Source organism: Marinifilum sp. RC60d5 (assembly GCF_052400665.1).
In the GTDB taxonomy this organism is placed as follows: Bacteria; Bacteroidota; Bacteroidia; order Bacteroidales; family Marinifilaceae; genus JBQTGK01.
This window is the reverse complement of the sequence record NZ_JBQTGK010000001.1, coordinates 582,994-607,330: the sequence shown is the minus strand read 5'-3', so window position 1 is coordinate 607,330 and position 24,337 is coordinate 582,994. Positions and strand designations below refer to the sequence as shown.

Below are 24,337 nucleotides of genomic sequence, written 5' to 3'. Positions count from 1 at the left end.
ATAATACCTTTGCAAACCAATTTGTTAAAATATATTTAATTAAAAAAAGTAATTGTTAATATGCCTACAATTCAACAGTTAGTTAGAAAAGGAAGAACCAAGCTTCAAGAGAAAAGCAAGGCTCCGGCATTGGATTCTTGTCCTCAAAGAAGAGGGGTTTGCGTACGTGTGTACACAACTACACCTAAGAAGCCTAACTCGGCTATGCGTAAAGTAGCACGTGTTAGATTGACTAACGGAAAAGAAGTGAATGCTTATATTCCAGGTGAAGGTCACAATTTGCAAGAGCACTCTATCGTATTGATTAGAGGTGGTCGTGTAAAAGATCTTCCAGGTGTAAGATATCACCTTGTTCGTGGTGCTCTTGATGCTTCAGGAGTAGAAGGTCGTATGCAGCGTCGTTCTAAGTATGGTACTAAGAGACCAAAGAAAAAGTAGTTGAAATCTAGTTTGTAACTGTAGGAGTTATAGTTTATGTGTTGTTCCCACTAAGTTGAGTAAATAGTCGAGAGATTGTTGAAGACGCATTTTGGGCAGCTAACATACGAATAGCTCGTAAACTAAAAGAAATGAGAAAATCAAGACCTAAAAAAAGGATTTTGTTGCCAGACCCAAAATTTAATGATGTTTTGGTAACAAGATTTGTAAATGACTTGATGGTGGATGGTAAGAAAAATCTTGCCTTTAAAGTGTTTTATGATGCTTTGGATATCGTTAAGGCTAAAACTGAGAAGTTAGAGAAGTCTCCTCTTGAGATTTGGAAGAAAGCTTTAGAAAACATTACTCCAGCTGTTGAGGTGAAGAGTCGTCGTGTTGGAGGTGCTACTTTTCAGGTTCCAATGGAAATTCGTCCAGAAAGAAAAATGTCTATTTCTATTAAGAATATGATTCTTTTTGCTCGTAAGAGATCAGGTAAATCTATGGCTGATAAATTATCTGCAGAAATTGTAGCTGGTTTCAACGAAGAAGGTGGAGCTTATAAAAAGAAAGAGGATACGCACAGAATGGCTGAAGCTAACCGTGCTTTCGCTCACTTTAGATTTTAATAATTGTTCAAGCAATTTGTAGAAGACAAAGAAAATGGCTAAAAGAGATTTAAAATTTACCAGAAACATTGGTATTATGGCACACATCGACGCCGGTAAAACAACAACTACCGAGCGTATCTTGTATTATACAGGGGTGTCTCACAAAATTGGTGAGGTACATGATGGTGCTGCTACAATGGACTGGATGGAGCAAGAGCAAGAAAGAGGTATTACAATTACTTCGGCAGCTACAACTTGTTTCTGGAATTACGACAAAAGTAAATACCAGATTAATATTATTGACACACCGGGCCACGTTGATTTTACTGTAGAGGTAGAACGTTCATTACGTGTATTGGATGGTGCTGTTGCATGTTTCTGTGCTGTTGGTGGTGTTGAGGCTCAGTCTGAGACTGTGTGGAGACAAGCTGATAAATATAGAGTTCCTCGTATGGGATTTGTAAATAAGATGGACCGTTCTGGTGCTGACTTTTTCAAAGCTGTGCGCGAGGTAAAAGAAAAATTAGGAGCTAATCCTATCCCTATTCAGATTCCTATTGGATCAGAAGATACTTTTCGTGGTGTAGTCGATTTGATTACTATGAAAGCTGTTGTATGGTACGATGATGAGAATGGTACAAACTATACATTGGAAGATATTCCAGATCATTTAGTTGCTGATGCAAATGAGTGGAGAGAAGTATTGGTAGAAGCAGTTGCTGAGCAAGATGAAGAATTGATGGAGAGATTCTTTGAGGATCCTGATTCAATCACTGAAGAAGAAATGTATGCTGTTATTCGTAAAGCGACTATTTCTATGAAAATTGTACCAATGCTATGTGGTTCTGCATTTAAAAATAAAGGTGTTCAGCGTTTGCTAGATGCTATTATTACTTATATGCCATCTCCACTAGATGTTGAAGCAATTGTTGGTACTGTTCCTGGTACTGATGAAGAAGTGACTCGTAAGCCTGATGCTGATGAGCCATTGGCAGCCTTAGCATTTAAAATTGCTACAGATCCATTCGTAGGTCGTTTGGCATTTACTCGTTTGTATTCTGGAGCTATTGATGCTGGATCGTATGTTTACAATACAAGATCAGGTAATAAGGAGCGTATTTCTCGTTTGTATCAAATGCATTCGAATAAGCAAAATGCTATCGATCGTGTTGAAGCAGGTGATATTTGTGCTTGTGTAGGATTTAAAGATATTCGTACTGGAGATACTCTATGTCAAAAAGAAACTCCAATCGAACTTGAATCAATGGATTTCCCAGATCCAGTAATTGGTATCGCTGTTGAACCATTGACTCAAAAAGATGTTGATAAGATGGGTATGGCTTTAGCTAAATTGGCTGAAGAGGATCCAACTTTCCAGGTTAAAACAGACGAAGATTCAGGTCAAACTGTAATTTCTGGTATGGGTGAGCTTCACTTAGATATCATTATTGACCGTTTGAAACGTGAATTTAAAGTTGAGTGTAATCAGGGGGCACCTCAGGTTGCTTATAAAGAAGCTATTAAAGGAACTGTTGAGTTGCGTCATGTATTCAAAAAGCAATCAGGTGGACGTGGTAAGTTTGCTGATATTTCATTCATATTATCTCCAGTTGATGAAGATTTTGAAGGAGAAGGATTGCAATTTGTTGATAAAATTAAAGGTGGTAATATTCCTAAGGAATTTGTTCCTTCGGTGCAGAAAGGTTTTACCGAAGCTATGAAAAATGGTGTTTTAGCAGGTTATACTGTTGATACTCTAAAAGTTGTTTTGGTTGATGGATCTTTCCACCCAGTTGATTCGGATCAATTATCATTTGAGATGGCTGCTAAGCAAGGTTTCAAAGAAGCTTGTGCTAAAGCAAATCCAGTTCTTCTTGAGCCTATCATGAAAATGGAGGTTATTACACCAGAAGAATATATGGGAGATATTATTGGTGACTTGAACAAACGTCGTGGTCAGGTAGAAGGTATGGAGTCGAAACACGGAGCTCGTGTTGTAAATGCTAAAGTACCATTGTCTGAACAGTTTGGTTATGTGACTGTATTAAGAACTCTATCTTCAGGTCGTGCAAACTCTTCAATGGAATTTTCTCACTTCGAGGAGGTACCAAAAGGTATTGCCAAAGAAGTTGTAGAGAATGCAAAAGGTAAAGTAGAATTATTATAATTAAATCATCGTATAATATATAAATAAGATGAGCCAAAAAATTAGAATTAAACTGAAATCTTACGATCATAATTTAGTTGATAAATCAGCTGAGAAAATCGTTAAGACAGTTAAGGCTACAGGTGCAGTTGTTAGCGGTCCAATTCCACTTCCAACTCACAAAAGAATTTTTACTGTTCTTCGTTCAACTTTCGTGAACAAGAAATCTAGAGAACAGTTTCAACTTTCTTCTTTTAAGCGTTTGATCGATATTTACAGTTCAACTGCAAATACAATTGATGCTTTGATGAAACTAGAGTTGCCTAGTGGAGTAGAAGTTGAAATTAAAGTTTGATAATCTGTAAGATTTATTATTAAAAAGTAAAGAGAAATGCCAGGATTAATTGGAAAAAAAATCGGAATGACTTCCGTTTACAGTGCCGAGGGAAAAAATATTCCATGCACTGTCATTGAGGCAGGTCCATGTGTTGTAACCCAGATCAAAACAGTTGAATCTGATGGTTATGAAGCACTTCAGTTGGCTTTTGACGATAAAAAGGAAAAGCGAACAACTAAAGCGCTAGATGGGCACTTTAAAAAGGCAAATACAACCCCTAAAAAGAAGCTTGTTGAGTTCTCTGAATTCGAAGCTGATTATAAATTAGGAGATGCTGTTACAGTTGATATCTTTGAAGAGTCGTCTTTTGTAGACGTAAGCGGAGTGTCAAAAGGTAAAGGTTTTCAAGGGGTAGTGAAACGTCATGGTTTTGGCGGAGTAGGTGGTTCTACACACGGTCAGCATAACCGTTTGAGAGCGCCTGGTTCTATTGGTGCTGCATCTTACCCAGCTCGCGTATTTAAAGGCATGAGAATGGCCGGACGTACAGGTGGGGATACTGTGAAGGTTCAAAACCTTCAAGTTCTTAAGGTAATTCCTGAGAACAACTTATTATTAGTTAAAGGATCTCTTCCAGGGTCTAAAGGTTCATACGTAATTATTGAAAAGTAATGGAATTAACTATTTTAAACACAGCTGGAGAAGATACAGGGAGAAAAATTGAATTCAACGATTCAGTTTTCGGCATCGAACCAAACGAGCACGCTATTTACTTAGATGTAAAACAATTTTTAGCAAACCAACGTCAGGGAACTCATAAATCAAAAGAGAGAGCTGATATTTCTGGTAGTACTGCTAAGATTAAGAAGCAAAAAGGTACCGGTACAGCTCGTGCTGGTAGCATTAAATCACCTGTATTCAGAGGTGGAGGTCGTGTATTCGGTCCTCGTCCAAGAAACTACGGTTTCAAATTGAATAAAAAACTGAAGCAATTAGCTCGTAAATCTGCTTTAACAATTAAAGCTCAAAATGAAGCTTTAATGGTAGTTGAAGACTTTAATTTCGAGACTGTAAAGACAAAAAGTTTTGTTGCACTTCAAAATAGCCTTAAAGTATCTGATAAAAAAGTACTTTTAGTTTTATCTGAAGATAATAAAAACATATATTTGTCTTCTCGTAATTTGAAGAATGTAAAAGTTGTTCGTGTTTCTGACTTGGCAACTTATGACATTATGAAAGCTTCAACTTTGGTGTTTGTAGAGAGCTCAGTAAAAGGGCTCGATGAAATGTTTAAACTAAACTAAGTTTAAAAAAATGGATATTTTAATTAAGCCAATCGTTACTGAGAAAATGACTGAGCAAAGCGAGAAATTTAATCGCTTTGGTTTTGTTGTGGATCGTAGAGCGACAAAGATCGATATTAAGGCAGCAGTAGAATCAATGTACAATGTTAAGGTGGCGTCTGTTAATACCATGAATTATCAAGGTAAAAAGAAGAGCCGTTTCACTAAAGCAGGTGTGATTGAGGGAAGAACTGCGTCTTTTAAAAAGGCGATCGTTACTTTAGTTGAAGGTGATAATATAGATTTTTATAGCAATATTTAATAGAAAATGGCTGTACGTAAATTAAAACCTGTAACTCCTGGTCAAAGAAATAAGATCTTAAATACCTTTGAGCAGGTAACTACAGACAAACCTGAGAAATCATTGTTAAGACCAATGAAGAAAACCGGTGGTAGAAATAACACTGGTAAGATGACAATGAGATATATAGGTGGTGGTCACAAGAGAAGATATCGAGTTATTGATTTCAAAAGAGACAAAGACGGGGTTCCCGCAAAAGTTGTTTCGATTGAATACGATCCAAACCGTACTGCGCGTATCGCATTACTTGTGTATGCAGACGGAGAGAAGCGTTATATTATCGCTCCAAATGGACTCGAAGTTGGACAAACTTTGCTTTCTGGCGAAAAGGTAACTCCTGAAATCGGAAACGCAATGCCATTATCTGATATCCCATTAGGTACAATAATTCATAATATTGAATTAAGACCCTCTCAAGGTGCTGTGATGGCTCGTAGCGCTGGTGCATATGCTCAACTTGTTTCAAGAGAAGGCAAATATGCAATGATCAAATTACCTTCTGGTGAAGTTCGAATGATTCTAGTAACCTGTAAAGCGACTATTGGAACTGTTTCTAATACCGACCATGCGTTGGAGAGAAGCGGTAAAGCCGGTCGTACTAGATGGTTAGGTAGAAGACCTCGCGTTCGTGGTGTGGTAATGAACCCAGTTGATCACCCAATGGGTGGTGGTGAAGGTAAGTCTTCAGGTGGACACCCTCGTTCTAGAACAGGTGTGTTGGCTAAAGGGTTTAAAACTCGTGCCAAGAAGAATGCTTCTAATAAGTATATTGTTGAAAGAAGGAAAAAGTAATTTGATTAATTAGATTGTTATGAGTCGTTCATTAAAAAAAGGCCCTTTTATCGATTTCAAATTGGAGAAACGAGTATTGGAGCAAAACGAATCAGGTAAAAAGTCAGTGATGAAAACCTGGTCAAGACGTTCTATGATTTCTCCGGATTTCGTAGGGCACACAATTGCCGTTCACAACGGAAACAAATTCATTCCTGTTTATGTTACTGAAAACATGGTAGGCCATAAATTAGGTGAATTTGCGCCAACTCGTACTTTTAGAGGACATGCTGATAAGAAGAAACGCTAATCGCATGTTTAAAGGTTTTAATTAACATTTTGAATTTGTAAAAATGGGTGCAAGAAAAAGAATAAAAGCAAACCAAATAAAGGAGGAAAAAAAGAGCAAAGCATTTGCTAGCTTGAAAAATGTTCCTACTTCACCTCGTAAAATGAGACTTGTTGCCGATATGGTAAGAGGTATGGAGGTGAACCGAGCTTTAGATGTACTTCGTTTCAGTCCGAAAGAAGCATCAAATCGCGTAGAAAAACTAGTGCTTTCTGCTATTGCCAATTGGCAAGCGAAGAATGAAGGTCAAAGAATCGAAGAAAGCGAGTTATACATTAAAGAAATTTGTGTAGATTCAGCTCGTATTTTAAAGCGACTTAGACCTGCTCCTCAAGGGAGAGCACATAGAATTAAGAAAAGATCAAATCATGTAACTATATTATTGGGTAGTAAAACTGCTGAAGCCGATAATACTAAAGAATAGTTAGAATGGGACAAAAAGTAAATCCAATAGGAAATAGATTAGGAATCATCAGAGGATGGGATTCTAACTGGTTTGGCGGAAAAAACTACGGCGATAAGCTTGTTGAAGATACCAAAATTAGAAAGTACCTAAACGCTCGTTTAGCTAAGGCAAGTATTTCTAAAATCATTATCGAAAGAACTCTTAAATTAATTACTATCACTATCAATACTGCTCGTCCAGGTATTATTATCGGAAAAGGTGGTCAGGAAGTTGACAAGTTAAAAGAAGAGTTAAAGAAGATTACTGACAAAGAAGTACAAATTAACATCTTTGAAATTAAGCGTCCAGAAATGGATTCTGTAATCGTTGCTAATAATATTGCTCGACAAATCGAAGGACGTATCGCCTATCGAAGAGCAATTAAGATGGCTATTGCTTCTACTATGAGAATGGGTGCTGAGGGAATTAAAGTTCAGATTTCCGGCCGTTTAAATGGAGCTGAGATGGCACGTTCTGAAATGTATAAAGAAGGACGTACTCCGCTTCACACCTTAAGAGCAGATATTGATTACTGTCAGGCAGAAGCATTGACAACCTATGGGTTAATTGGTATTAAAGTTTGGATCTGTAAAGGAGAAGTTTATGGTAAACGTGACTTAACTCCTAACGCCGGCATGAAAGATAGCCGAGGTCCAAAAGGAAAAGGTGGTTTTAATAGAAGAAAAAAGAAGTAGTCTTTAAATTTTAAAGAATTAGTACGATGTTACAACCAAAAAGGACAAAATTTAGAAGACAACAAAAGGGAAGAATGAAAGGTAACGCAGGACGCGGTACTGAATTAGCATTCGGATCTTTTGGGATCAAATCACTTGAAGAAAAGTGGATTACTGGTCGTCAAATTGAAGCTGCACGTGTAGCAGTGACTCGATATATGCAAAGACAAGGTCAAATTTGGATCAGAGTATTTCCAGATAAACCTATCACTAAAAAGCCTGCAGAGGTACGTATGGGTAAGGGTAAAGGATCTCCAGAAGGATTCGTTGCTGCTGTTTCACCTGGAAGAATGTTATTCGAGTGTGAAGGAGTACCTTTTGAAGTAGCAAAAGAGGCGTTACGTCTAGCTGCTCAAAAGCTACCTGTTACTACAAAGTTTGTCGTAAGACGTGATTATGTTGAAAATTCAAATGATTAATCATGAAGAATTCAGAAATTAAAGAGTTAACAACACAGGAAATAGTAGAAAAGTTGGATGCTGAAAGATCAGCGTTAACTCGCTTTAGACTAAATCACGCTATTTCACCTTTGGAAAATCCTTTGCAAATTAAGGAAACCCGACGTAACATTGCCAAACTTATGACTGAGTTACGTCAAAGGCAATTAACTGAAAAGTAAAAAAGTGATGGAAAGAAATCTTAGAAAAGAGCGTATCGGGGTAGTGGTTAGCAGCAAAATGGAAAAATCCATTACTGTTGCAGTTCACACAAAAGAGAAACACCCAATTTATGGTAAGTTTGTGAACAAAACCAAGAAATTCACTGCTCATGACGAGGAAAACACCTGTAATGAAGGTGATACCGTAAAAATCATGGAAACCCGACCTTTAAGTAAAAATAAAAGTTGGAGATTAGTTGAAATTATTGAAAGAGCTAAGTAATCATGATACAAACAGAAAGTAGACTATTAGTAGCTGATAACAGCGGTGCAAAGGAAGTACTTTGTATTCGTGTGTTGGGCGGTACCAGAAAACGTTATGCTTCAATTGGAGATAGAATCGTGGTTACCGTAAAGAACGCTATCGCCGGTTCCGAAATGAAAAAAGGAACAGTAACAAAAGCAGTTGTTGTTCGCACCAAAAAAGAGATTAGAAGACCAGACGGATCCTATATTCGTTTCGATGATAACGCATGTGTATTATTGAATACTGCCGGTGAAATGAGAGGAACCCGTATTTTTGGACCTGTTGCAAGAGAGTTACGTGACACTAATATGAAGATCGTTTCTCTAGCACCAGAAGTTTTATAATCTTTGTAAACCAAGAACAATGAAGTTACATATTAAAAAGGGTGATACCGTAATTGTTAATTCTGGGGAATCAAAAGGTCAGGAAGGTAAAGTGTTAGAAGTACTTGTTAGCAAACAGCGAGCAATCGTTGAGGGTGTTAACATGATTTCAAAACACACCAAGCCTAATGCTGAGAATCCTCAGGGTGGTATCGTTAAAAAGGAAGCCCCAATTCACATTTCAAATTTGAATGTGAAAGATCCTTCAACAGGAAAAGCTACTCGTATTGGTAGAAAAATGGGCGATAACAATAAATTAGTTAGATACTCTAAAAAGTCAGGGGAGGAGATTAAGTAATGAGCTATACACCGACTCTTAAAAAACAGTATACAGAAGAAATCATTCCTACATTAATGAAGGAATTTGATTACAAATCTGTAATGCAAGCACCTAAATTAACGAAGATAGTAATTAATCAAGGTGTTGGTCAGGCAATTGCTGATAAAAAAGTGCTTGAATTCTCTGTGAATGAGCTAACTGCCATTACTGGTCAGAAAGCTGTTCAGACTTTCTCTTCTAAAGATATTTCGAACTTTAAGTTACGTAAAGGTATGCCAATTGGTACTACTGTAACTTTACGTCGTGAGCACATGTATGAATTTCTTGAAAAATTAGTTCGTGTGGCATTACCACGTATTCGCGACTTTAGAGGTATTAAGAGTAAATTAGACGGTAGAGGAAATTATACTTTAGGTATTGAAGAACAAATTATTTTTCCTGAGATTGTGTTGGATGAAATCAACAAAATTATGGGTATGAATATTACTTTTGTTACTACTGCCAAAACCGATGAAGAAGCTTATGCTCTTTTAAAAGAATTTGGATTACCATTTAAAAATCTAAAAAAATAAGACGATGGCTAAAGAATCAATGAAAGCTCGCGAAGTTAAGCGTCAAAAGTTAGTTGAAAAATACGCAGCTAAAAGAGCTAAACTAAAAGAGGAAGGCGATTACATCGCTCTTAGTCGTTTGCCAAAAAATTCTTCACCTGTTCGTTTACACAACAGATGTAAGATCACCGGACGTCCTAAAGGATATATGAGACAATTCGGGATTAGTCGTATCACTTTCCGTGAAATGGCTTCTTCTGGTCTAATACCTGGTGTAAAGAAGGCAAGTTGGTAATCAAAATTTTGTTATCAGAATATTGTTAAATATTGTCCCGAGAAATCGGGATCAATTTAATTTTTTATATAATGACAGATCCAATAGCAGATTTTCTTACACGTTTAAGAAATGCGGTTATGGCTAACCACAAAGTGGTTGAGGTGCCAGCATCGAACGTGAAAAAAGAAATGACAAAGATTCTTAAGGATAAAGGTTATATCCTTAACTACAAATTTGTAGATGATGGCGTTCAGGGCGTAATTAAAATTGCCTTGAAATACCATCCAGAAACCAAGATCTCAGCAATTAAGGATCTTAAACGTGTCTCTAAGCCAGGTTTAAGAAAATATTGTGGAGCACTAGAATTACCTCGCGTACTTAACGGTTTAGGAATTGCGATTCTTTCTACTTCTCAGGGAGTTATGACTGACAAGGAAGCTCGTCAGAAGCATGTTGGTGGTGAAATATTGTGTTACGTTTATTAATTAAGGAGGATTAGAAATGTCACGAATTGGAAAATTACCTATCAATTTGCCTGCCGGAGTAAGCGTAACGGTAAATAAAGATAATTCAGTAGTTGTTAAAGGACCTAAAGGTGAATTAACACAACAAATTAACACTGAAATTAAAGTTTCTGTAGAGGAAAATAAAGTTGTTCTTGAGCGTCCTTCTGATCAGAAGAGACACAAAGCAATGCACGGTTTATATCGTTCATTGATGAGCAATATGGTATTTGGTGTTACTGAGGGTTATAAGATTGAGCAAGAACTTGTTGGTGTAGGTTATCGTGCTACCTCTAGAGGTCAGATTCTAGAGTTAGCTTTAGGGTATTCTCACCTTATTCACATGGAAATTGCTGCTGAGGTTAAAGTAACAGCAGTAACTGAAAAGCGTGCTAATCCTATCATTACTCTTGAGAGTTGCGATAAGCAATTGGTAGGTCAGGTTGCAGCAAAAATCAGATCATTCAGAAAACCTGAACCATATAAAGGAAAAGGTGTTAAATTTGTTGGAGAACAGCTTAGAAGAAAAGCTGGTAAATCTGCAGGTAAATAATTTCTAAAACAGTAAATTATGGCTTTAACTAAGCAAGAAAGAAGACTAAGAATTAAAAGAAGAATTCGCAAGTCTGTTTCTGGAACTGCTGAAAGACCAAGAATGTCAGTTTTTCGTTCTAATAAGCAGATTTCAGTACAATTGATAGATGATCTTTCAGGAAAAACTTTGATGGCTACTAGCTCATTAATCAAAGAGATTGCTGAAAAATCAGTAAATAAAATTGAACAAGCAGAATTAGTAGGACAAGCTATTGCTGAAAAAGCAAAAGAAGCTGGTTTCACTAGTGTTGTATTCGATAGAAATGGTTATCTATACCATGGTAGAGTTAAATCTTTAGCGGACGCTGCTCGTAAAAGTGGCCTTAAATTTTAATAATTATGGCAGATATCAAAAATGTTAAGACAAGCGATGCAGAGCTTAAAGATAGACTGGTTGCTATTAATCGTGTTACCAAAGTAACAAAAGGAGGTAGAACTTTCAGTTTTTCTGCAATTGTTGTTGTAGGTAACGAAAATGGATTAGTAGGATGGGGACTTGGTAAAGCAAATGAAGTTACCACGGCTATTTCTAAAGGAGTAGACGCTGCTAAGAAAAATTTGATTAAAGTACCTGTTTACAAAGGAACTATTCCTCACGAGCAACTTTCAAGATTCGGTGGAGCAGAGGTTTTTATTAAACCAGCTTCTCACGGTACTGGGGTTAAAGCCGGTGGTGCAATGCGTGCAGTACTAGAGAGTGTTGGAGTAACTGATGTACTTGCTAAATCAAAAGGTTCATCAAACCCTCATAACCTTGTAAAAGCAACTTTCGAAGCTCTTGCTGAATTAAGAGATGCTCATACTGTTGCTGAACAAAGGGGTGTTTCATTGGATAAAGTGTTTAACGGTTAAGAATTAGGGAAATGGCTAAGATTAAAATTACTCAAATCAAGAGCAAAATCGGAAGTACCGATCGCCAGAAAAGAACCTTGGAAGCATTAGGTTTGAATAAAATCAATGCTACTGTTGAACACGAAGCTACGCCTCAGATAAAAGGTATGGTAGTGAAGGTGCAACACTTGGTTTCCGTAGAAGAATAAATCATTGTAAATATTTAGAAATAAATAGATATGGACTTAAGTAACTTAAAACCCGCAGCTGGTTCTGTAAAGACAAATAAAAGAATAGGTCGCGGACAAGGATCTGGTAGAGGTGGAACCTCAACTAGAGGACATAAAGGTGCGAAGTCAAGATCTGGATACTCTAAGAAAGTTGGATTCGAAGGTGGTCAAATGCCTTTACAACGAAGAGTTCCTAAGTTTGGATTTAAGAACATCAACAGAAAAGAGTATAAAGCTATTAATGTTGACGTTTTACAAGCATTAGCAGAAAAAAATAACATTACTGTTATTGATCTTGACGTAATCGTAAATGCTGGTTTAGCATCGAAAAACGAAAATGTTAAAATTTTAGGTAAGGGAACATTGACTGCTAAGCTTGAAGTTAAAGCTCACGCATTCTCAAAATCTGCTCAATCAGCGATTGAAGCAGTAGAAGGAACAGTTGTTAAATTGTAAGTTTATATAATGAAAGGTTTAATAGAAACATTGAAGAACATCTGGAAGATTGAGGATTTAAGATCACGTATCTTAACTACTCTGGGTCTTCTTTTAGTCTACCGTTTAGGTGCTAAGGTGGTTTTGCCTGGTATTGACCCGGCTCATTTAGAAGCGTTAAAATCACAAACTTCAGATGGAGTTTTAGGTTTGTTAAACATGTTTTCAGGGGGAGCGTTTGCAAATGCATCCATCTTTGCTCTTGGAATTATGCCATACATATCTGCCTCTATTGTAATCCAGTTAATGGGAATTGCAGTTCCTTATTTTCAAAGATTACAACGTGAAGGTGAAAGTGGACGTAGAAAAATTAATCAAATTACCCGGTACTTAACAGTGATTATACTTGTTCTTCAAGCGCCAGGATATTTATTAAACTTACATACAACTTTACCTGAAGCAGCCTTTATTCTTAAAGGTACATTCTTTACTATATCTTCTGTGGTAATACTTGCAGCAGGATCTATGTTTATTATGTGGTTAGGAGAAAAAATTACTGATAAAGGTATCGGTAATGGTATCTCGATAATTATTATGATAGGTATTATTGCAAGATTGCCATTCTCGTTTATTGCAGAATTAGGATCTAGAATTGAAGGACAAGGTGGTGGATTAATCGTACTTGTTTTAGAGATTGTGATGTTATTCTTCATTTTTGTGGTGACTATTATGTTGGTACAAGGAACGAGAAAGATACCAGTACAGTATGCAAAGAGAATTGTTGGTAACAAACAATATGGAGGTGTTCGTCAGTATATTCCTTTAAAAGTGAATGCTGCTGGTGTAATGCCTATCATTTTTGCTCAGGCAATTATGTTTTTGCCTATGGCGTTTGTGAACTATGCAAGTTCGGATGCATTAACAGGAGTAGCTTCAGCTTTATCTAACTTTACCGGATTTTGGTACAATGCTTTATTCTTTGTAATGATTGTTTTGTTCACCTATTTCTATACTGCGATTACTGTTAATCCTACTCAGATGGCTGAGGACATGAAAAAGAATGGAGGTTTTATTCCAGGTATTAAGCCAGGAAAGAAAACAATCGACTTTTTGGATACAGTTATGTCGCGAATTACTTTACCAGGATCATTATTTCTTGGTTTAGTAGCAATCTTACCTGCGTTTGCAATGATTGCTGGAGTGAATAACCAATTTGCACAATTTTATGGAGGTACCTCATTGTTGATTCTAGTCGGGGTAGTGTTGGATACATTACAGCAAATTGAATCACATTTATTGATGCGTCATTACGATGGATTGATGAAGTCTGGAAGAATAAAAGGTAAAACTCCTGGAGGAGCTGCTGCTTATTAAAATATTTTTGCTTTCTTTGCAATGATTTTTTACAAGACAGAGGAAGAGATTAATCTACTAAGTAAAAGTAATAATCTGGTAGCTAAGACTTTAGGTGAAATATCTAAAGTCATAGCTCCAGGTATTTCTACCTTATGCTTAGATAAAATTGCAGAGGAATACATAAGAGACAATGGGGGTTTACCTGCGTTTCTTAATTATGATGGATTTCCTAACACTTTATGTGTTTCTATAAACAATGAAGTTGTACATGGTATTCCATCTTCCTATGAGCTGAAAGAAGGAGATATTGTATCTTGTGATTGTGGTGCTATTTTGAATGGCTTTTATGGTGATTCAGCATATACATTTTCAATAGGAGAGATTGATTCGGAGATTCAGCAACTCTTGAAGGTTACTAAAACTGCACTTCAAAAAGGAATAGAAAATGCAGTTGATGGTAGTCACTTAGGAGATATCGGTTTTGCCATTCAAAAGCATGCTGAGAAAAATAATTTCTCTGTAGTAAAAGAAATGGTAGGGCACGGAATAGGAAAAGATCTTCATGAAGATCCTCAAGTTCCGAATTATGGAAGAAATGGAAGAGGATTAAAATTGAGAGATGGATTAGTACTGGCAATTGAACCAATGATTAATCTAGGGAAAAGAGAAATCTATACCAAAGATGATGGATGGACAATTGTAACGGCCGATGGTAAAGCATCAGCTCATTTTGAACAAACTATTGTTGTTCGAAAAGGCAAGGCTCAAATTCTGTCCGGTTTTGAATTTATTGAAGAATAATCAAATAAAAATAATAGAGCTTATGGCTAAACAGCCTTCAATAGAACAAGACGGTACTATTACCGAGGCATTATCAAATGCTATGTTTCGTGTAGAACTTGAGAACGGTCATGTGATTACTGCTCACATTTCCGGTAAAATGAGAATGCACTACATTAAGATCTTACCGGGTGATAAAGTAAAGGTTGAAATGTCACCTTACGATCTTACTAAAGGGCGCATTACTTTTAGATACAAAAATTAAATTTCGATAAAAATGAAAGTAAGAGCATCTGTAAAGAAACGTTCTGAAGATTGTAAAATCGTAAGAAGAAAAGGACGTTTGTATGTGATTAATAAAAAAAATCCTAAGTTCAAACAACGTCAGGGTTAATTTAGTTAATTTGTAATAGATAAATATTTAATTTATGGCTAGAATTGTTGGAGTTGATTTGCCTCAAAATAAGAGAGGTGAGATTAGCTTGACTTATATCTTCGGAATCGGTCGTAGTGCTGCTCGTCAAATATTAGACGAAGCTGGCGTTTCATACGAGACTAAGGTAAAAGATTGGAGCGATGAGGAATCTGCTAAGATTCGTCAAGCGATTAACACATCCTTTAAAGTTGAAGGAGAGTTGCGTTCGTTAAATCAACTGAATATTAAACGTTTGATGGATATCGGTTGTTACCGTGGAATCCGTCATCGTATTGGTTTGCCGGTACGTGGACAGAAGACAAAAAACAACTCACGTACTAGAAAAGGTAAGAGAAAAACAGTTGCTAATAAAAAGAAAGCGACTAAATAATTGTTAAGTTATGGCAAAGAAGTCAACATCAGTAAAGAAAAAAGTTGTGAAAATTGAGGCTGTTGGACAGGCTCATGTTCATTCATCTTTTAACAATATTATTATCTCTTTAACTAATAATAGCGGACAAGTTATTTCATGGTCCTCAGCAGGTAAAATGGGCTTTAGAGGTTCTAAAAAGAATACTCCTTATGCTGCTCAGCAAGCTGCTACAGATTGTGGAAAAGTTGCTCACGATTTAGGTTTGAGAAAAGTAAAAGTATTTGTTAAAGGTCCAGGAAACGGTCGTGAATCTGCAATTCGTGCTATCAATTCATGTGGAATTGATATTTCAGAAATTGTAGATGTAACTCCACTTCCACACAACGGATGTCGTCCTCCTAAGAGACGTAGAGTTTAATAGATAAAGAGTTTAATAAAAAATGCAAACTTTTTTGAATTAATTTTGAATCCTCCTTTTATCGCGGCGATTTAATAATTCAATGGATTTGCAAAGTTTCTATTATTAGAAAAATTTAAATTTTGAAAGCATGGCTAGATATATAGGACCAAAGTCAAAAATTGCTAGAAAATTTGGTGAGCCAATTTTTGGACCTGATAAAGCATTTGAAAACAAAAATTACCCTCCAGGACAGCACGGTAACAGCCGTAGAAGAAAAAAGATGTCTGAGTACGGAGTGCAATTAAAAGAAAAACAAAAAGCAAAATACACTTATGGTGTATTAGAGAAGCAATTCTCAAACTTATTTAAAAAAGCCGCGAGAAGTAAAGGTATTACCGGTGAGGTTTTGTTACAACTTCTTGAATGTCGTTTAGATAACGTTATTTTCAGATTAGGTGTTGCTCCAACAAGATCAGCTGCACGTCAGTTGGTTAGCCACAAACACGTAACTGTAAATGGTGAAATCTGTAACATCCCTTCTTACTCGGTAAAATCTGGAGATATTATTGGAATTCGTGAAAAATCGAAATCCTTAGAAGTTATTACCGATTCTTTATCAGCTGCTAGATATAACCAATCTTCATGGTTGGAATGGGATCAAACCTCTCTTAGTGGTAAGTTTCTTAACGTACCAGAAAGAACAGAAATTCCTGAAAATATCAAGGAACAGTTAATCGTTGAATTGTATTCTAAGTAATAAATAGTTAATCAGTAATTTATGGCAATTTTAGCTTTCCAAAAACCGGACAAAGTTATCATGCTCGATGCTGACGAAAGATTCGGTAAATTCGAATTTCGTCCATTAGAGCCTGGATATGGTATTACAATCGGTAACGCCTTAAGGAGAATATTACTTTCTTCTCTAGAGGGTTTTGCCATTACAACCATCAAGATTCAGGGTGTCGATCATGAGTTTTCAACAATTCCGGGCGTCATCGAAGATGTAACGGAGATGATCCTGAACCTGAAACAAGTTCGGTTTAAACAAAGAGTTGAGGAAGTGGACAATGAGTTGGTTACTGTTACCATTTCAGATCAGGAAACTTTTACAGCAGGCGATATTAACAAGTTCCTAACCGGTTTCGAGGTGTTGAATCCTGAACTTGTAATTTGCAGAATGGACAGCTCTGCCAAATTGCAGTTAGATTTAACTATCAATAAAGGTAGAGGTTATGTACCTTCTGTTGAGAATAAGCCTGTAGATGCAGAATTTGGTGTGATTCCTATCGACTCAATTTTTACTCCTATTAAAAATGTAAAATATGAAGTTGAGAATTATCGTGTTGAACAAAAAACTGATTACGAAAAATTAGTTTTCGAAATCACCACAGATGGTTCTGTTCATCCAAAAGATGCGTTAAAAGAAGCTGCTAAAATTCTGATTTATCACTTCATGTTGTTCTCAGACGAAAAGATCACTCTTGATTCTGATGAGAAATTCGCAAATGAAGAGTTTGATGAAGAGGTATTACATATGCGTCAGCTATTAAAAACCAAATTGGTTGATATGGATCTTTCAGTTCGTGCATTGAACTGTTTGAAAGCTGCAGATGTTGATACTTTAGGAGACTTGGTACAATACAACAGAAACGATCTACTTAAATTTAGAAACTTTGGTAAGAAATCTTTAACAGAGTTGGATGATCTATTAGTATCATTAAATCTAACTTTTGGAATGGATATTTCTAAGTACAAATTAGATAAGGAATAAGGGAAAATGAGACATAGAAAGAAATTTAATCATTTAGGGAGAAAAGTAGCTCATAGAAAAGCAATGCTTTCAAATATGGCTTCTTCCTTGATTTTGCATAAAAGAATCTCAACTACTACAGCAAAAGCAAAAGCTTTAAAAATGTATGTTGAGCCGCTAATTACAAAAAGTAAAGTTGACAGTACACACTCTAGACGTGTTGTATTTGGATATTTGAAACAAAAAGAAGCGGTAACTGAATTATTCAGAGAAATATCACCAAAAATTACTAATCGTAATGGTGGTTATACCAGAATTTTAAAAACTGGTAACCGTTTAGGTGATAATGCTGAAATGTGTATTGTGGAGTTAGTTGATTTTAACGAAACATATACTACAGAAAAGAAAGCTGAAGCTAAAAAGTCTACAAGAAGAAGACGTGGAGGTAAATCGACCGCTAAGGCTGAAACTACCGAAACTGTTGAGGCTAAAGCTGACGAGGCAACAGACAAAAAGGAAGAATAGTTTTCCTTACTAATATATCAAAGGGGTAAAGTTAATCTTTATCCCTTTTTTAATGCCCTAAAAAGTTTTGAAACGTTTGCGTAAAATCTAGGCAATATGTTTTAATGAAATTGTTGTGTTTTTTTGCATTAATTTCACGAAATTTAGGGTCTGAAACAAAAGAAGTTAAATTGTTACTATTATAATTTTTAATACGAAAGTTATGTCAGAAATTGCAAAGATTCACGGTCGTGAGATTCTTGACTCACGTGGAAACCCAACTATCGAAGTAGAAGTAACTCTAGCCTGTGGTATCATTGGTCGTGCAGGTGTTCCTTCAGGAGCTTCAACAGGTGAAAATGAAGCATTAGAGCTTCGTGATGGTGATAAATCACGTTACCTAGGTAAAGGTGTTTTAAAGGCTGTTGAAAATGTAAATACTGTTATTGCTGAGGCTTTATTGGGTATGGATGCAACAGATCAGGTTGCTATTGATACTAAAATGTTAGAGCTTGATGGTACTAAAACGAAGTCTAAGTTAGGTGCTAACGCAATGTTAGGTGTTTCTTTGGCTGCAGCTAAAGCTGCTGCTGAGTACTCAGGTATGCCATTGTATCGATACATTGGTGGTACTAATGCCAATGTACTTCCTGTTCCGATGATGAATATCATTAATGGTGGTTCTCACTCTGATGCTACTATCGCATTCCAGGAATTCATGATCCGTCCTATTGGTGCTCCAACTTTCCGTGAGGCTTTAAGAATGGGTGCTGAAGTATTTCACGCTCTTGCTAAAGTTTTAAAAGGAAAAGGTCTTTCTACTGCTGTAGGAGATGAAGGTGGTTTTGCTCCAATGTTAGGTGGTACTGAAGAAGCTATTGAGTGTATTTTAACTGCTGTTAAAAACGCTGGATATAAACCAGGTCGTAAAGAAGATGGTGGTGATGTTTCTATCGCTATGGACTGTGCTGCTTCTGAGTTCTACAAAGATGGTGTTTACGATTATAGTATTTTTGAGCCAAATGGTGCCAAAAGAAATTCTGAAGAACAAGCTGCTTATTTATCTGAATTGATCGCTAAATATCCTATCGATTCTATCGAAGATGGTATGGATGAAGGTGATTGGGACGGATGGGTTGCATTGAACGCTAAGATCGGTGATAAGTGTCAGATTGTAGGTGACGATTTATTCGTAACTAACGTTGATTACTTAGCAAAAGGTATCGAGTTGAATGCTGCTAACTCTATTCTAATTAAAGTAAACCAAATTGGTACTTTAACAGAAACTATGAATGCAATTGAAATGGCACACCGTGCTGGTTATACTTCTGTTACTTCTCACCGTTCTGGTGAAACAGAAGATGCTACTATTGCCGATATTGCTGTCGCAACTAATTCAGGTCAGATTAAAACTGGTTCTTTGAGCCGTTCAGATCGTATGGCTAAATACAATCAATTACTTCGTATTGAAGAAGAATTGGGAGCTAATGCTAAATTTGGATGTTAATCCATATTTCATATATAAAAAAGGGATCTGTTAAGATCCCTTTTTTTACATCCATATTTTTTATATATATTCCTGAATTAGATTGTAAATAGTTTTACATTGGAATGGTTTTGAAAGATAAGCATCCATTCCAATTTCAATGGATATTTCTTTATCATCAGAATAGTAATTTGCGGTGAATGCAATAATCGGAGTAGGACGATTCATCTTCCTCTCTTCTTCAATTTTTCTAATTCGCAAAGAGGCTTCAATTCCTCCCATTATTGGCATTTGAAGATCCATTAAGATAATGTCATACTCTTCCTTCGCATATAGCTCAACAGCTTGTTTCCCATTTTCGGCAATATCAACTTTCGCAACCTTATGCTTAAGATATACTTCTAAGGTTTTTCTATTACTTGGTTGATCCTCTACCAAGAGAATTTTTGCATTCTCAATTGCAATATTTGTTTTATTAGGATGAGTTTTTACAATCTGACTCGAGTCTATATTTTCTTCCCAATATATTTTTTTTTTAGCTTCGATCCCTATTTCCTCGAGAAGGATGGAGAGCTTTGTATTTATTGTTCCGTTCATTATTTATGCCATGCTGATTAATGTTTAAAAATAGATATTTTTAAGAACAATTAAAAATTGAAATTTTTAAAGTATTCCGCTAAAAGATATCTAATAAATCTAAATGAACTGCAATTTTTCTATTTTTGCAGTAATCAATTTCGAGAAATTAAAACAAAATATATAATGTCAGACGATAAGAAAATTATTTTTTCGATGGATAGAGTAAGTAAGACCTTTTCATCGCAGAAAAAAGTATTAAATAATATCAATCTTTCTTTTTTTTATGGAGCTAAGATTGGGATTATTGGTTTAAATGGTTCGGGTAAATCTACATTATTAAAAATTATTGCTGGATTAGAAGGTTCGTATGATGGACATGTAGTTTGGTCGAAGGAGCACAATATTGGTTATCTGGCTCAGGAACCAATTTTGGATGATACAAAAACAGTTAAAGAAATTGTACAAGAAGGCGTGCAGGAAATTGTAGATACCCTAAATGCTTATGAAGCTGTTAATTTAAAATTTGGAGATCCTGAAGTACTTGAAGACCCTGATAAAATGCAGGCTGTTATGGATGAGCAAGCGGAACTCCAAGAGAAAATTGATCATTACGATGCTTGGAATTTAGATACTAAGCTTGAAAGAGCCATGGATGCGTTACGTTGTCCTGATGGAGAAACGAATGTAAAGCATTTATCGGGTGGGGAGAGAAGACGAGTAGCACTTTGCCGTTTGTTATTACAGGAACCAGATATTTTACTTCTCGATGAACCTACCAACCACCTCGATGCAGAATCTATTGATTGGTTAGAACAACATTTAGCACAGTATAAGGGAACAGTTATCAGTATTACTCACGATAGATATTTTCTTGACAATGTAGCAGGTTGGATTTTAGAATTAGATAGAGGAGAAGGAATTCCATGGAAAGGTAATTATAGCTCTTGGCTTGATCAGAAGACTCAACGCATGCAAATGGAAGAGAAATCAGCCAGTAAGCGACGTAAAACTCTTGAGCGAGAATTAGAATGGGTTCGTATGGCACCAAAAGCCCGTCAGGCAAAAAATAAAGCCCGTTTGAATGCTTACGATACCATGATGAATGAAGATCTTAAGCAAAAAGAAGAGAAACTTGAAATTTTTATTCCTAACGGACCACGTTTAGGAAACAAAGTGATACAGGTTAAGGAAGTTTCGAAAGCATTTGGACAGAAATTATTGTTCGACGATTTAGAATTTGAATTGCCTCCAGCTGGTATTGTTGGAGTAATTGGACCTAATGGTGCAGGAAAAACCACTCTTTTTCGTATGATTATGGATTTAGAACAACCTGATAAGGGGACTTTTGAGGTTGGTGATACTGTAAAAGTAGGTTACGTTGATCAACAGCATGCTGATATCGATCCGGAAAAATCGGTTTATGAAGTAATTTCTGGCGGTGGCGATTTAATTAATGTTGGAGGACGAACTGTGAATGCACGTGCTTATGTTGGTCGATTTAATTTTACTGGAGCCGATCAGGAAAAGAAATGTGGCGTATTATCAGGTGGAGAAAGAAATAGATTACATCTGGCTCTTACTTTAAAGGAGGAAGCAAATGTTTTACTTCTCGATGAGCCAACCAATGATATCGATGTGAATACCCTTCGGGCTCTTGAGGAAGGTTTAGAGAACTTTGCAGGTTGTGCAGTAGTTATTTCTCATGATCGTTGGTTCCTTGATAGAATTGCAACACATATACTTGCATTTGAGGGAAATTCGCATGTCCAGTTTTTCGAAGGAGGATATAGCGATTATGAAATAAACAGAAAAAAACGCATGGGCGATGAAGGACCTAAGCGTATTAGGTATAAGAAATTAATTGCTGACTAATTTATTCAGGGAAGGTTTTAAATTAAGAATCTTCCCTGAAATTTTGTAACTTATTAAAGCTTATATTTACACTTAAAATAATATCAATGAGTCAATTCGCAACACAAAACGACGAGAGAAACTGGGCAATGTTTTGTCATTTAGCTGCTTTTTCAGGAGCTATAATACCTTTTGGGCATATTATTGGTCCCTTAATTTTATGGTCTATGAAAAAAGACGATTCGGAATTGGTTAATCGTGAAGGAAAAAAATCGCTTAATTTTCAAATATCAATGAGCATCTACTTATTTGTTTCGGGCCTATTGGTTTTTGTAGGCATAGGAATTGTTTTACTGTTGGCACTTGGAATACTTACTATCATATTCGTAGTTATAGCTATTGTTAAAACATTAAATGGAGAAGATTATCAATATCCGTTGACGATAGAATTTATAAAATAATGAACTCATTATCTATTTTTAAGACAATCTACTTTATAGGGATTGTCTTAATTTTTTTCGGAGCCTACCGAATGTTTAAAGAGCTGGAATATGGAGTAGTTTTATTTTCGCTTGGCATACTAATGTATTCCGGAATCCAAATATTTTTGCTTGTAAAGCAATCTGTAAAAAACTGGGCTATATTTAATTATCTAAAAATATCGGTAAATATATTATTACTCATATCAGTTGTTTTACTTACTGTATTTCAATTAAATGAATGGTATTATCCTTTTGTTTTAGCCTTAGTTTTCGATTTTTTTGCGAATATTTTAAAAAGGATACAAAACACATAATTTTTATCTTCTTAATTAAGAATTTTAACTAACCGTTAGCTTTCGACTTAAAGCTGTGTTACTCTCAAAATATTTAATATTTTTGTAATTCTGATAAATAACCAAAACAAAGAATTAAAATGGCTCAAAAACCGTCTATTCCTAAAGGAACGAGAGATTTTTCACCTGTTGAAATGGTGAAGAGAAATTACATTTTTGATACAATTAAAGATGTATTTCAACTTTACGGATTTATGCCGATTGAAACTCCTTCGATGGAAAATCTTTCGACTCTTATGGGAAAATATGGAGAAGAAGGGGATAAATTACTTTTTAAAGTATTGAATTCTGGAGATTTTATCTCGAAAGTTCGACCGGAACAACTGCAGGAAAGAAACTCTGTAAAATTAACCACAAAAATTAGTGAAAAAGGATTGCGTTACGATTTAACGGTTCCGTTTGCACGATATGTAGTGCAACATCGCAACGAAATTAGTTTTCCTTTTAAAAGATATCAGATACAACCTGTTTGGAGAGCTGACAGACCACAAAAAGGTCGATATCGTGAGTTTTATCAGTGTGACGTTGATGTAATTGGAAGTAATTCTCTTTTAAATGAAGTTGAACTAATTCAGATTGTTGATGAAGTATACAGAAGATTGCAATTGAATGTAATTGTGAAGTTGAATAATCGTAAAATTTTAGCAGGAATTGCCGAAATTATTGGCGAAGCAGAGAAAATTGTAGATATTACTGTTGCCATTGATAAGTTAGATAAAATTGGCTTAGATAATGTTAATAAAGAGTTGGTTGAAAAAGGAATATCAGCGAAAGCGATTGAAACTTTACAGCCAATAATTTTATTAGCCGGAACAAATAGCGAAAAAATAGCTAAGCTTAAAGAATTATTAGCTAGTTCTGAAGTTGGTATGAAAGGAATTGGGGAACTGGAAACCGTTTTTTCTTACTTGGGTAAATTAGATGTTAAAACTGAAGTGGAGTTAGATTTAACCCTTGCACGAGGATTGAATTATTATACAGGAGCCATATTCGAAGTGAAATCGAAAGATATGGAATTTGGAAGTATCACCGGAGGTGGTCGCTACGATGATTTAACCGGTATTTTTGGCTTAAAAGATGTTTCTGGTGTTGGAATCTCATTTGGAGCTGATCGTATTTACGATGTATTGGAACAAATGGATAAGTTTCCTAAAGAAACAGCGGCAACAACTAAGGTTTTATTTATCAATTTTGGTGAAAAAGAAGAGCTATTTTGTTTGCCAATACTTGGCAAGTTAAGAGAAAATGGTGTTAATGCCGAAATATATCCTGCTTCGCAGAAAATGAAGAAGCAAATGACTTATGCTAATAATAAAAATATACCTTTTGTAATTATGGTAGGCGAAAGCGAGATGGAGGAAGGTCTTGTTAGTTTAAAGGACATGGATTCGGGAGAACAAACAAAGCTAACTCCTGATCAGTTAATAGAGAAATTAGCTTAATATACTATTTGTGTAGTTAAAATTTCTTGCGGTTATTTAGATATAATAAATTTTACAGGCGATTTTATATCTAAATTATAACAAACTATTATTGTGGTTTTATGTATTAGAAAATAATTTAAT

Annotated in this window: 38 protein-coding genes; 37 read left to right on the top strand and 1 reads right to left on the bottom strand. The window is 35.8% G+C overall.

All coding sequences use genetic code 11. The annotated features are described in order from the left end of the window. Nucleotides 1-60: 60 nt before the first annotated feature. The 34 genes from rpsL (at nt 61) to eno (ending at nt 19,528) form a co-directional block, all read left to right on the top strand. Entirely contained in the window at nt 61-438 is a 378-nt protein-coding gene (gene rpsL, locus ACT3CE_RS02550) for a 30S ribosomal protein S12 (RefSeq protein ID WP_054714004.1), read from the top strand. A 131-nt stretch (nt 439-569) separates the two neighbouring features. Further along, nucleotides 570-1,046 (top strand): 30S ribosomal protein S7, encoded by a 477-nt coding sequence (gene rpsG / locus ACT3CE_RS02545; protein ID WP_444708187.1) that lies wholly within the window; start codon nt 570-572, stop codon nt 1,044-1,046. 34 nt (nt 1,047-1,080) lie between these two features. Then, nucleotides 1,081-3,195, top strand: a complete 2,115-nt coding sequence (gene fusA, locus ACT3CE_RS02540) for an elongation factor G (protein ID WP_444708186.1) — start codon at nt 1,081-1,083, stop codon at nt 3,193-3,195. Between the two features lie 28 nt (nt 3,196-3,223). Then, the gene (gene rpsJ, locus ACT3CE_RS02535; RefSeq protein WP_110361030.1) at nt 3,224-3,529 is read left to right on the top strand and encodes a 30S ribosomal protein S10; all 306 of its coding nucleotides are present in this window, start codon (nt 3,224-3,226) and stop codon (nt 3,527-3,529) included. Nucleotides 3,530-3,565: 36 nt separating this feature from the next. Further along, nucleotides 3,566-4,183, top strand: coding sequence for a 50S ribosomal protein L3 (gene rplC, locus ACT3CE_RS02530; protein WP_444708185.1), 618 nt, complete (start codon nt 3,566-3,568; stop codon nt 4,181-4,183). After that, on the top strand, nt 4,183-4,815 hold the full coding sequence (gene rplD, locus ACT3CE_RS02525; RefSeq protein ID WP_444708184.1) for a 50S ribosomal protein L4: 633 nt from the start codon (nt 4,183-4,185) through the stop codon (nt 4,813-4,815). Before rplC ends, rplD begins: the two co-directional genes overlap by 1 nt. 10 nt (nt 4,816-4,825) lie before the next feature. Then, nucleotides 4,826-5,116, top strand: coding sequence for a 50S ribosomal protein L23 (rplW, locus tag ACT3CE_RS02520; protein WP_444708183.1), 291 nt, complete (start codon nt 4,826-4,828; stop codon nt 5,114-5,116). Between the two features lie 6 nt (nt 5,117-5,122). Next, a complete protein-coding gene (gene rplB, locus ACT3CE_RS02515) occupies nt 5,123-5,947 on the top strand; it encodes a 50S ribosomal protein L2 (RefSeq protein WP_320118275.1) in 825 nt (274 codons plus the stop codon). 19 nt (nt 5,948-5,966) lie between these two features. After that, nucleotides 5,967-6,236, top strand: a complete 270-nt coding sequence (rpsS, locus tag ACT3CE_RS02510) for a 30S ribosomal protein S19 (RefSeq protein WP_152732729.1) — start codon at nt 5,967-5,969, stop codon at nt 6,234-6,236. A 43-nt stretch (nt 6,237-6,279) separates the two neighbouring features. Beyond that, nucleotides 6,280-6,699, top strand: a complete 420-nt coding sequence (gene rplV / locus ACT3CE_RS02505; protein WP_320118276.1) for a 50S ribosomal protein L22 — start codon at nt 6,280-6,282, stop codon at nt 6,697-6,699. 5 nt (nt 6,700-6,704) lie between these two features. Further along, the gene (rpsC, locus tag ACT3CE_RS02500) at nt 6,705-7,415 is read left to right on the top strand and encodes a 30S ribosomal protein S3 (RefSeq protein WP_152732731.1); all 711 of its coding nucleotides are present in this window, start codon (nt 6,705-6,707) and stop codon (nt 7,413-7,415) included. Nucleotides 7,416-7,441: 26 nt separating this feature from the next. Then, the gene (rplP, locus tag ACT3CE_RS02495; RefSeq protein ID WP_320118277.1) at nt 7,442-7,873 is read left to right on the top strand and encodes a 50S ribosomal protein L16; all 432 of its coding nucleotides are present in this window, start codon (nt 7,442-7,444) and stop codon (nt 7,871-7,873) included. 2 nt (nt 7,874-7,875) lie between these two features. Further along, a complete protein-coding gene (rpmC, locus tag ACT3CE_RS02490) occupies nt 7,876-8,073 on the top strand; it encodes a 50S ribosomal protein L29 (RefSeq protein ID WP_320118278.1) in 198 nt (65 codons plus the stop codon). A 7-nt stretch (nt 8,074-8,080) separates the two neighbouring features. Next, nucleotides 8,081-8,335: a 30S ribosomal protein S17 gene (gene rpsQ, locus ACT3CE_RS02485; RefSeq protein ID WP_268188484.1), complete on the top strand. Its 255-nt coding sequence runs from the start codon at nt 8,081-8,083 to the stop codon at nt 8,333-8,335. Between the two features lie 2 nt (nt 8,336-8,337). Next, nucleotides 8,338-8,703, top strand: coding sequence for a 50S ribosomal protein L14 (gene rplN / locus ACT3CE_RS02480; protein ID WP_444708182.1), 366 nt, complete (start codon nt 8,338-8,340; stop codon nt 8,701-8,703). 19 nt (nt 8,704-8,722) lie between these two features. After that, nucleotides 8,723-9,040 (top strand): 50S ribosomal protein L24, encoded by a 318-nt coding sequence (rplX, locus tag ACT3CE_RS02475; protein ID WP_444708181.1) that lies wholly within the window; start codon nt 8,723-8,725, stop codon nt 9,038-9,040. Continuing rightward, nucleotides 9,040-9,594 (top strand): 50S ribosomal protein L5, encoded by a 555-nt coding sequence (gene rplE / locus ACT3CE_RS02470; protein WP_444708180.1) that lies wholly within the window; start codon nt 9,040-9,042, stop codon nt 9,592-9,594. The genes rplX and rplE overlap by 1 nt, the downstream gene beginning before the upstream one ends. A 4-nt stretch (nt 9,595-9,598) precedes the next feature. Next, nucleotides 9,599-9,868 (top strand): 30S ribosomal protein S14, encoded by a 270-nt coding sequence (rpsN, locus tag ACT3CE_RS02465; protein ID WP_320118282.1) that lies wholly within the window; start codon nt 9,599-9,601, stop codon nt 9,866-9,868. Between the two features lie 71 nt (nt 9,869-9,939). Then, nucleotides 9,940-10,335, top strand: a complete 396-nt coding sequence (rpsH, locus tag ACT3CE_RS02460; RefSeq protein ID WP_444708179.1) for a 30S ribosomal protein S8 — start codon at nt 9,940-9,942, stop codon at nt 10,333-10,335. Nucleotides 10,336-10,351: 16 nt separating this feature from the next. Beyond that, nucleotides 10,352-10,906: a 50S ribosomal protein L6 gene (gene rplF / locus ACT3CE_RS02455; protein WP_444708178.1), complete on the top strand. Its 555-nt coding sequence runs from the start codon at nt 10,352-10,354 to the stop codon at nt 10,904-10,906. Between the two features lie 18 nt (nt 10,907-10,924). Continuing rightward, on the top strand, nt 10,925-11,281 hold the full coding sequence (rplR, locus tag ACT3CE_RS02450) for a 50S ribosomal protein L18 (RefSeq protein ID WP_444708177.1): 357 nt from the start codon (nt 10,925-10,927) through the stop codon (nt 11,279-11,281). 5 nt (nt 11,282-11,286) lie between these two features. Beyond that, nucleotides 11,287-11,799 carry a 30S ribosomal protein S5 gene (rpsE, locus tag ACT3CE_RS02445; protein WP_152732742.1) on the top strand — a complete coding sequence of 171 codons (513 nt, stop codon included), beginning with the start codon at nt 11,287-11,289 and terminating at the stop codon, nt 11,797-11,799. Between the two features lie 11 nt (nt 11,800-11,810). After that, complete coding sequence (gene rpmD / locus ACT3CE_RS02440) at nt 11,811-11,987, top strand: 50S ribosomal protein L30 (protein ID WP_320118286.1); 177 nt, start codon at nt 11,811-11,813, stop codon at nt 11,985-11,987. Between the two features lie 30 nt (nt 11,988-12,017). After that, a complete protein-coding gene (gene rplO / locus ACT3CE_RS02435) occupies nt 12,018-12,464 on the top strand; it encodes a 50S ribosomal protein L15 (RefSeq protein WP_444708176.1) in 447 nt (148 codons plus the stop codon). Nucleotides 12,465-12,473: 9 nt separating this feature from the next. Beyond that, nucleotides 12,474-13,817 carry a preprotein translocase subunit SecY gene (gene secY, locus ACT3CE_RS02430; protein ID WP_444708175.1) on the top strand — a complete coding sequence of 448 codons (1,344 nt, stop codon included), beginning with the start codon at nt 12,474-12,476 and terminating at the stop codon, nt 13,815-13,817. A gap of 21 nt (nt 13,818-13,838) precedes the next feature. Next, nucleotides 13,839-14,600, top strand: a complete 762-nt coding sequence (gene map, locus ACT3CE_RS02425) for a type I methionyl aminopeptidase (RefSeq protein WP_444708174.1) — start codon at nt 13,839-13,841, stop codon at nt 14,598-14,600. A gap of 22 nt (nt 14,601-14,622) precedes the next feature. Further along, complete coding sequence (gene infA / locus ACT3CE_RS02420; protein ID WP_054714084.1) at nt 14,623-14,844, top strand: translation initiation factor IF-1; 222 nt, start codon at nt 14,623-14,625, stop codon at nt 14,842-14,844. A 12-nt stretch (nt 14,845-14,856) separates the two neighbouring features. Further along, nucleotides 14,857-14,973 (top strand): type B 50S ribosomal protein L36, encoded by a 117-nt coding sequence (gene ykgO / locus ACT3CE_RS02415; protein ID WP_054714088.1) that lies wholly within the window; start codon nt 14,857-14,859, stop codon nt 14,971-14,973. Nucleotides 14,974-15,007: 34 nt separating this feature from the next. Continuing rightward, entirely contained in the window at nt 15,008-15,385 is a 378-nt protein-coding gene (gene rpsM, locus ACT3CE_RS02410) for a 30S ribosomal protein S13 (RefSeq protein ID WP_444708173.1), read from the top strand. Nucleotides 15,386-15,395: 10 nt separating this feature from the next. Next, complete coding sequence (gene rpsK / locus ACT3CE_RS02405) at nt 15,396-15,785, top strand: 30S ribosomal protein S11 (RefSeq protein ID WP_444708172.1); 390 nt, start codon at nt 15,396-15,398, stop codon at nt 15,783-15,785. Nucleotides 15,786-15,915: 130 nt separating this feature from the next. Next, nucleotides 15,916-16,524 (top strand): 30S ribosomal protein S4, encoded by a 609-nt coding sequence (gene rpsD, locus ACT3CE_RS02400; protein WP_320118291.1) that lies wholly within the window; start codon nt 15,916-15,918, stop codon nt 16,522-16,524. A 21-nt stretch (nt 16,525-16,545) separates the two neighbouring features. Next, nucleotides 16,546-17,538, top strand: coding sequence for a DNA-directed RNA polymerase subunit alpha (locus ACT3CE_RS02395; protein ID WP_320118292.1), 993 nt, complete (start codon nt 16,546-16,548; stop codon nt 17,536-17,538). A 6-nt stretch (nt 17,539-17,544) separates the two neighbouring features. Then, nucleotides 17,545-18,042, top strand: a complete 498-nt coding sequence (gene rplQ / locus ACT3CE_RS02390) for a 50S ribosomal protein L17 (protein WP_444708171.1) — start codon at nt 17,545-17,547, stop codon at nt 18,040-18,042. 202 nt (nt 18,043-18,244) lie between these two features. Beyond that, on the top strand, nt 18,245-19,528 hold the full coding sequence (gene eno / locus ACT3CE_RS02385; protein ID WP_444708170.1) for a phosphopyruvate hydratase: 1,284 nt from the start codon (nt 18,245-18,247) through the stop codon (nt 19,526-19,528). A 60-nt stretch (nt 19,529-19,588) separates the two neighbouring features. Here the strand turns inward: eno and ACT3CE_RS02380 are convergent, their stop codons facing one another. Then, nucleotides 19,589-20,104, bottom strand: a complete 516-nt coding sequence (locus ACT3CE_RS02380; protein WP_444708169.1) for a response regulator — start codon at nt 20,102-20,104, stop codon at nt 19,589-19,591. 165 nt (nt 20,105-20,269) lie between these two features. Here ACT3CE_RS02380 and ettA point away from each other — a divergent pair, with 165 nt between their 5' ends. From ettA to hisS, 3 genes are all read left to right on the top strand, one after another. Further along, nucleotides 20,270-21,958 carry an energy-dependent translational throttle protein EttA gene (ettA, locus tag ACT3CE_RS02375; RefSeq protein WP_444708168.1) on the top strand — a complete coding sequence of 563 codons (1,689 nt, stop codon included), beginning with the start codon at nt 20,270-20,272 and terminating at the stop codon, nt 21,956-21,958. A gap of 86 nt (nt 21,959-22,044) precedes the next feature. Beyond that, complete coding sequence (locus ACT3CE_RS02370; RefSeq protein WP_444708167.1) at nt 22,045-22,398, top strand: DUF4870 domain-containing protein; 354 nt, start codon at nt 22,045-22,047, stop codon at nt 22,396-22,398. A 454-nt stretch (nt 22,399-22,852) separates the two neighbouring features. Beyond that, nucleotides 22,853-24,214, top strand: coding sequence for a histidine--tRNA ligase (gene hisS / locus ACT3CE_RS02365; RefSeq protein WP_444708166.1), 1,362 nt, complete (start codon nt 22,853-22,855; stop codon nt 24,212-24,214). Nucleotides 24,215-24,337 lie beyond the last annotated feature (123 nt).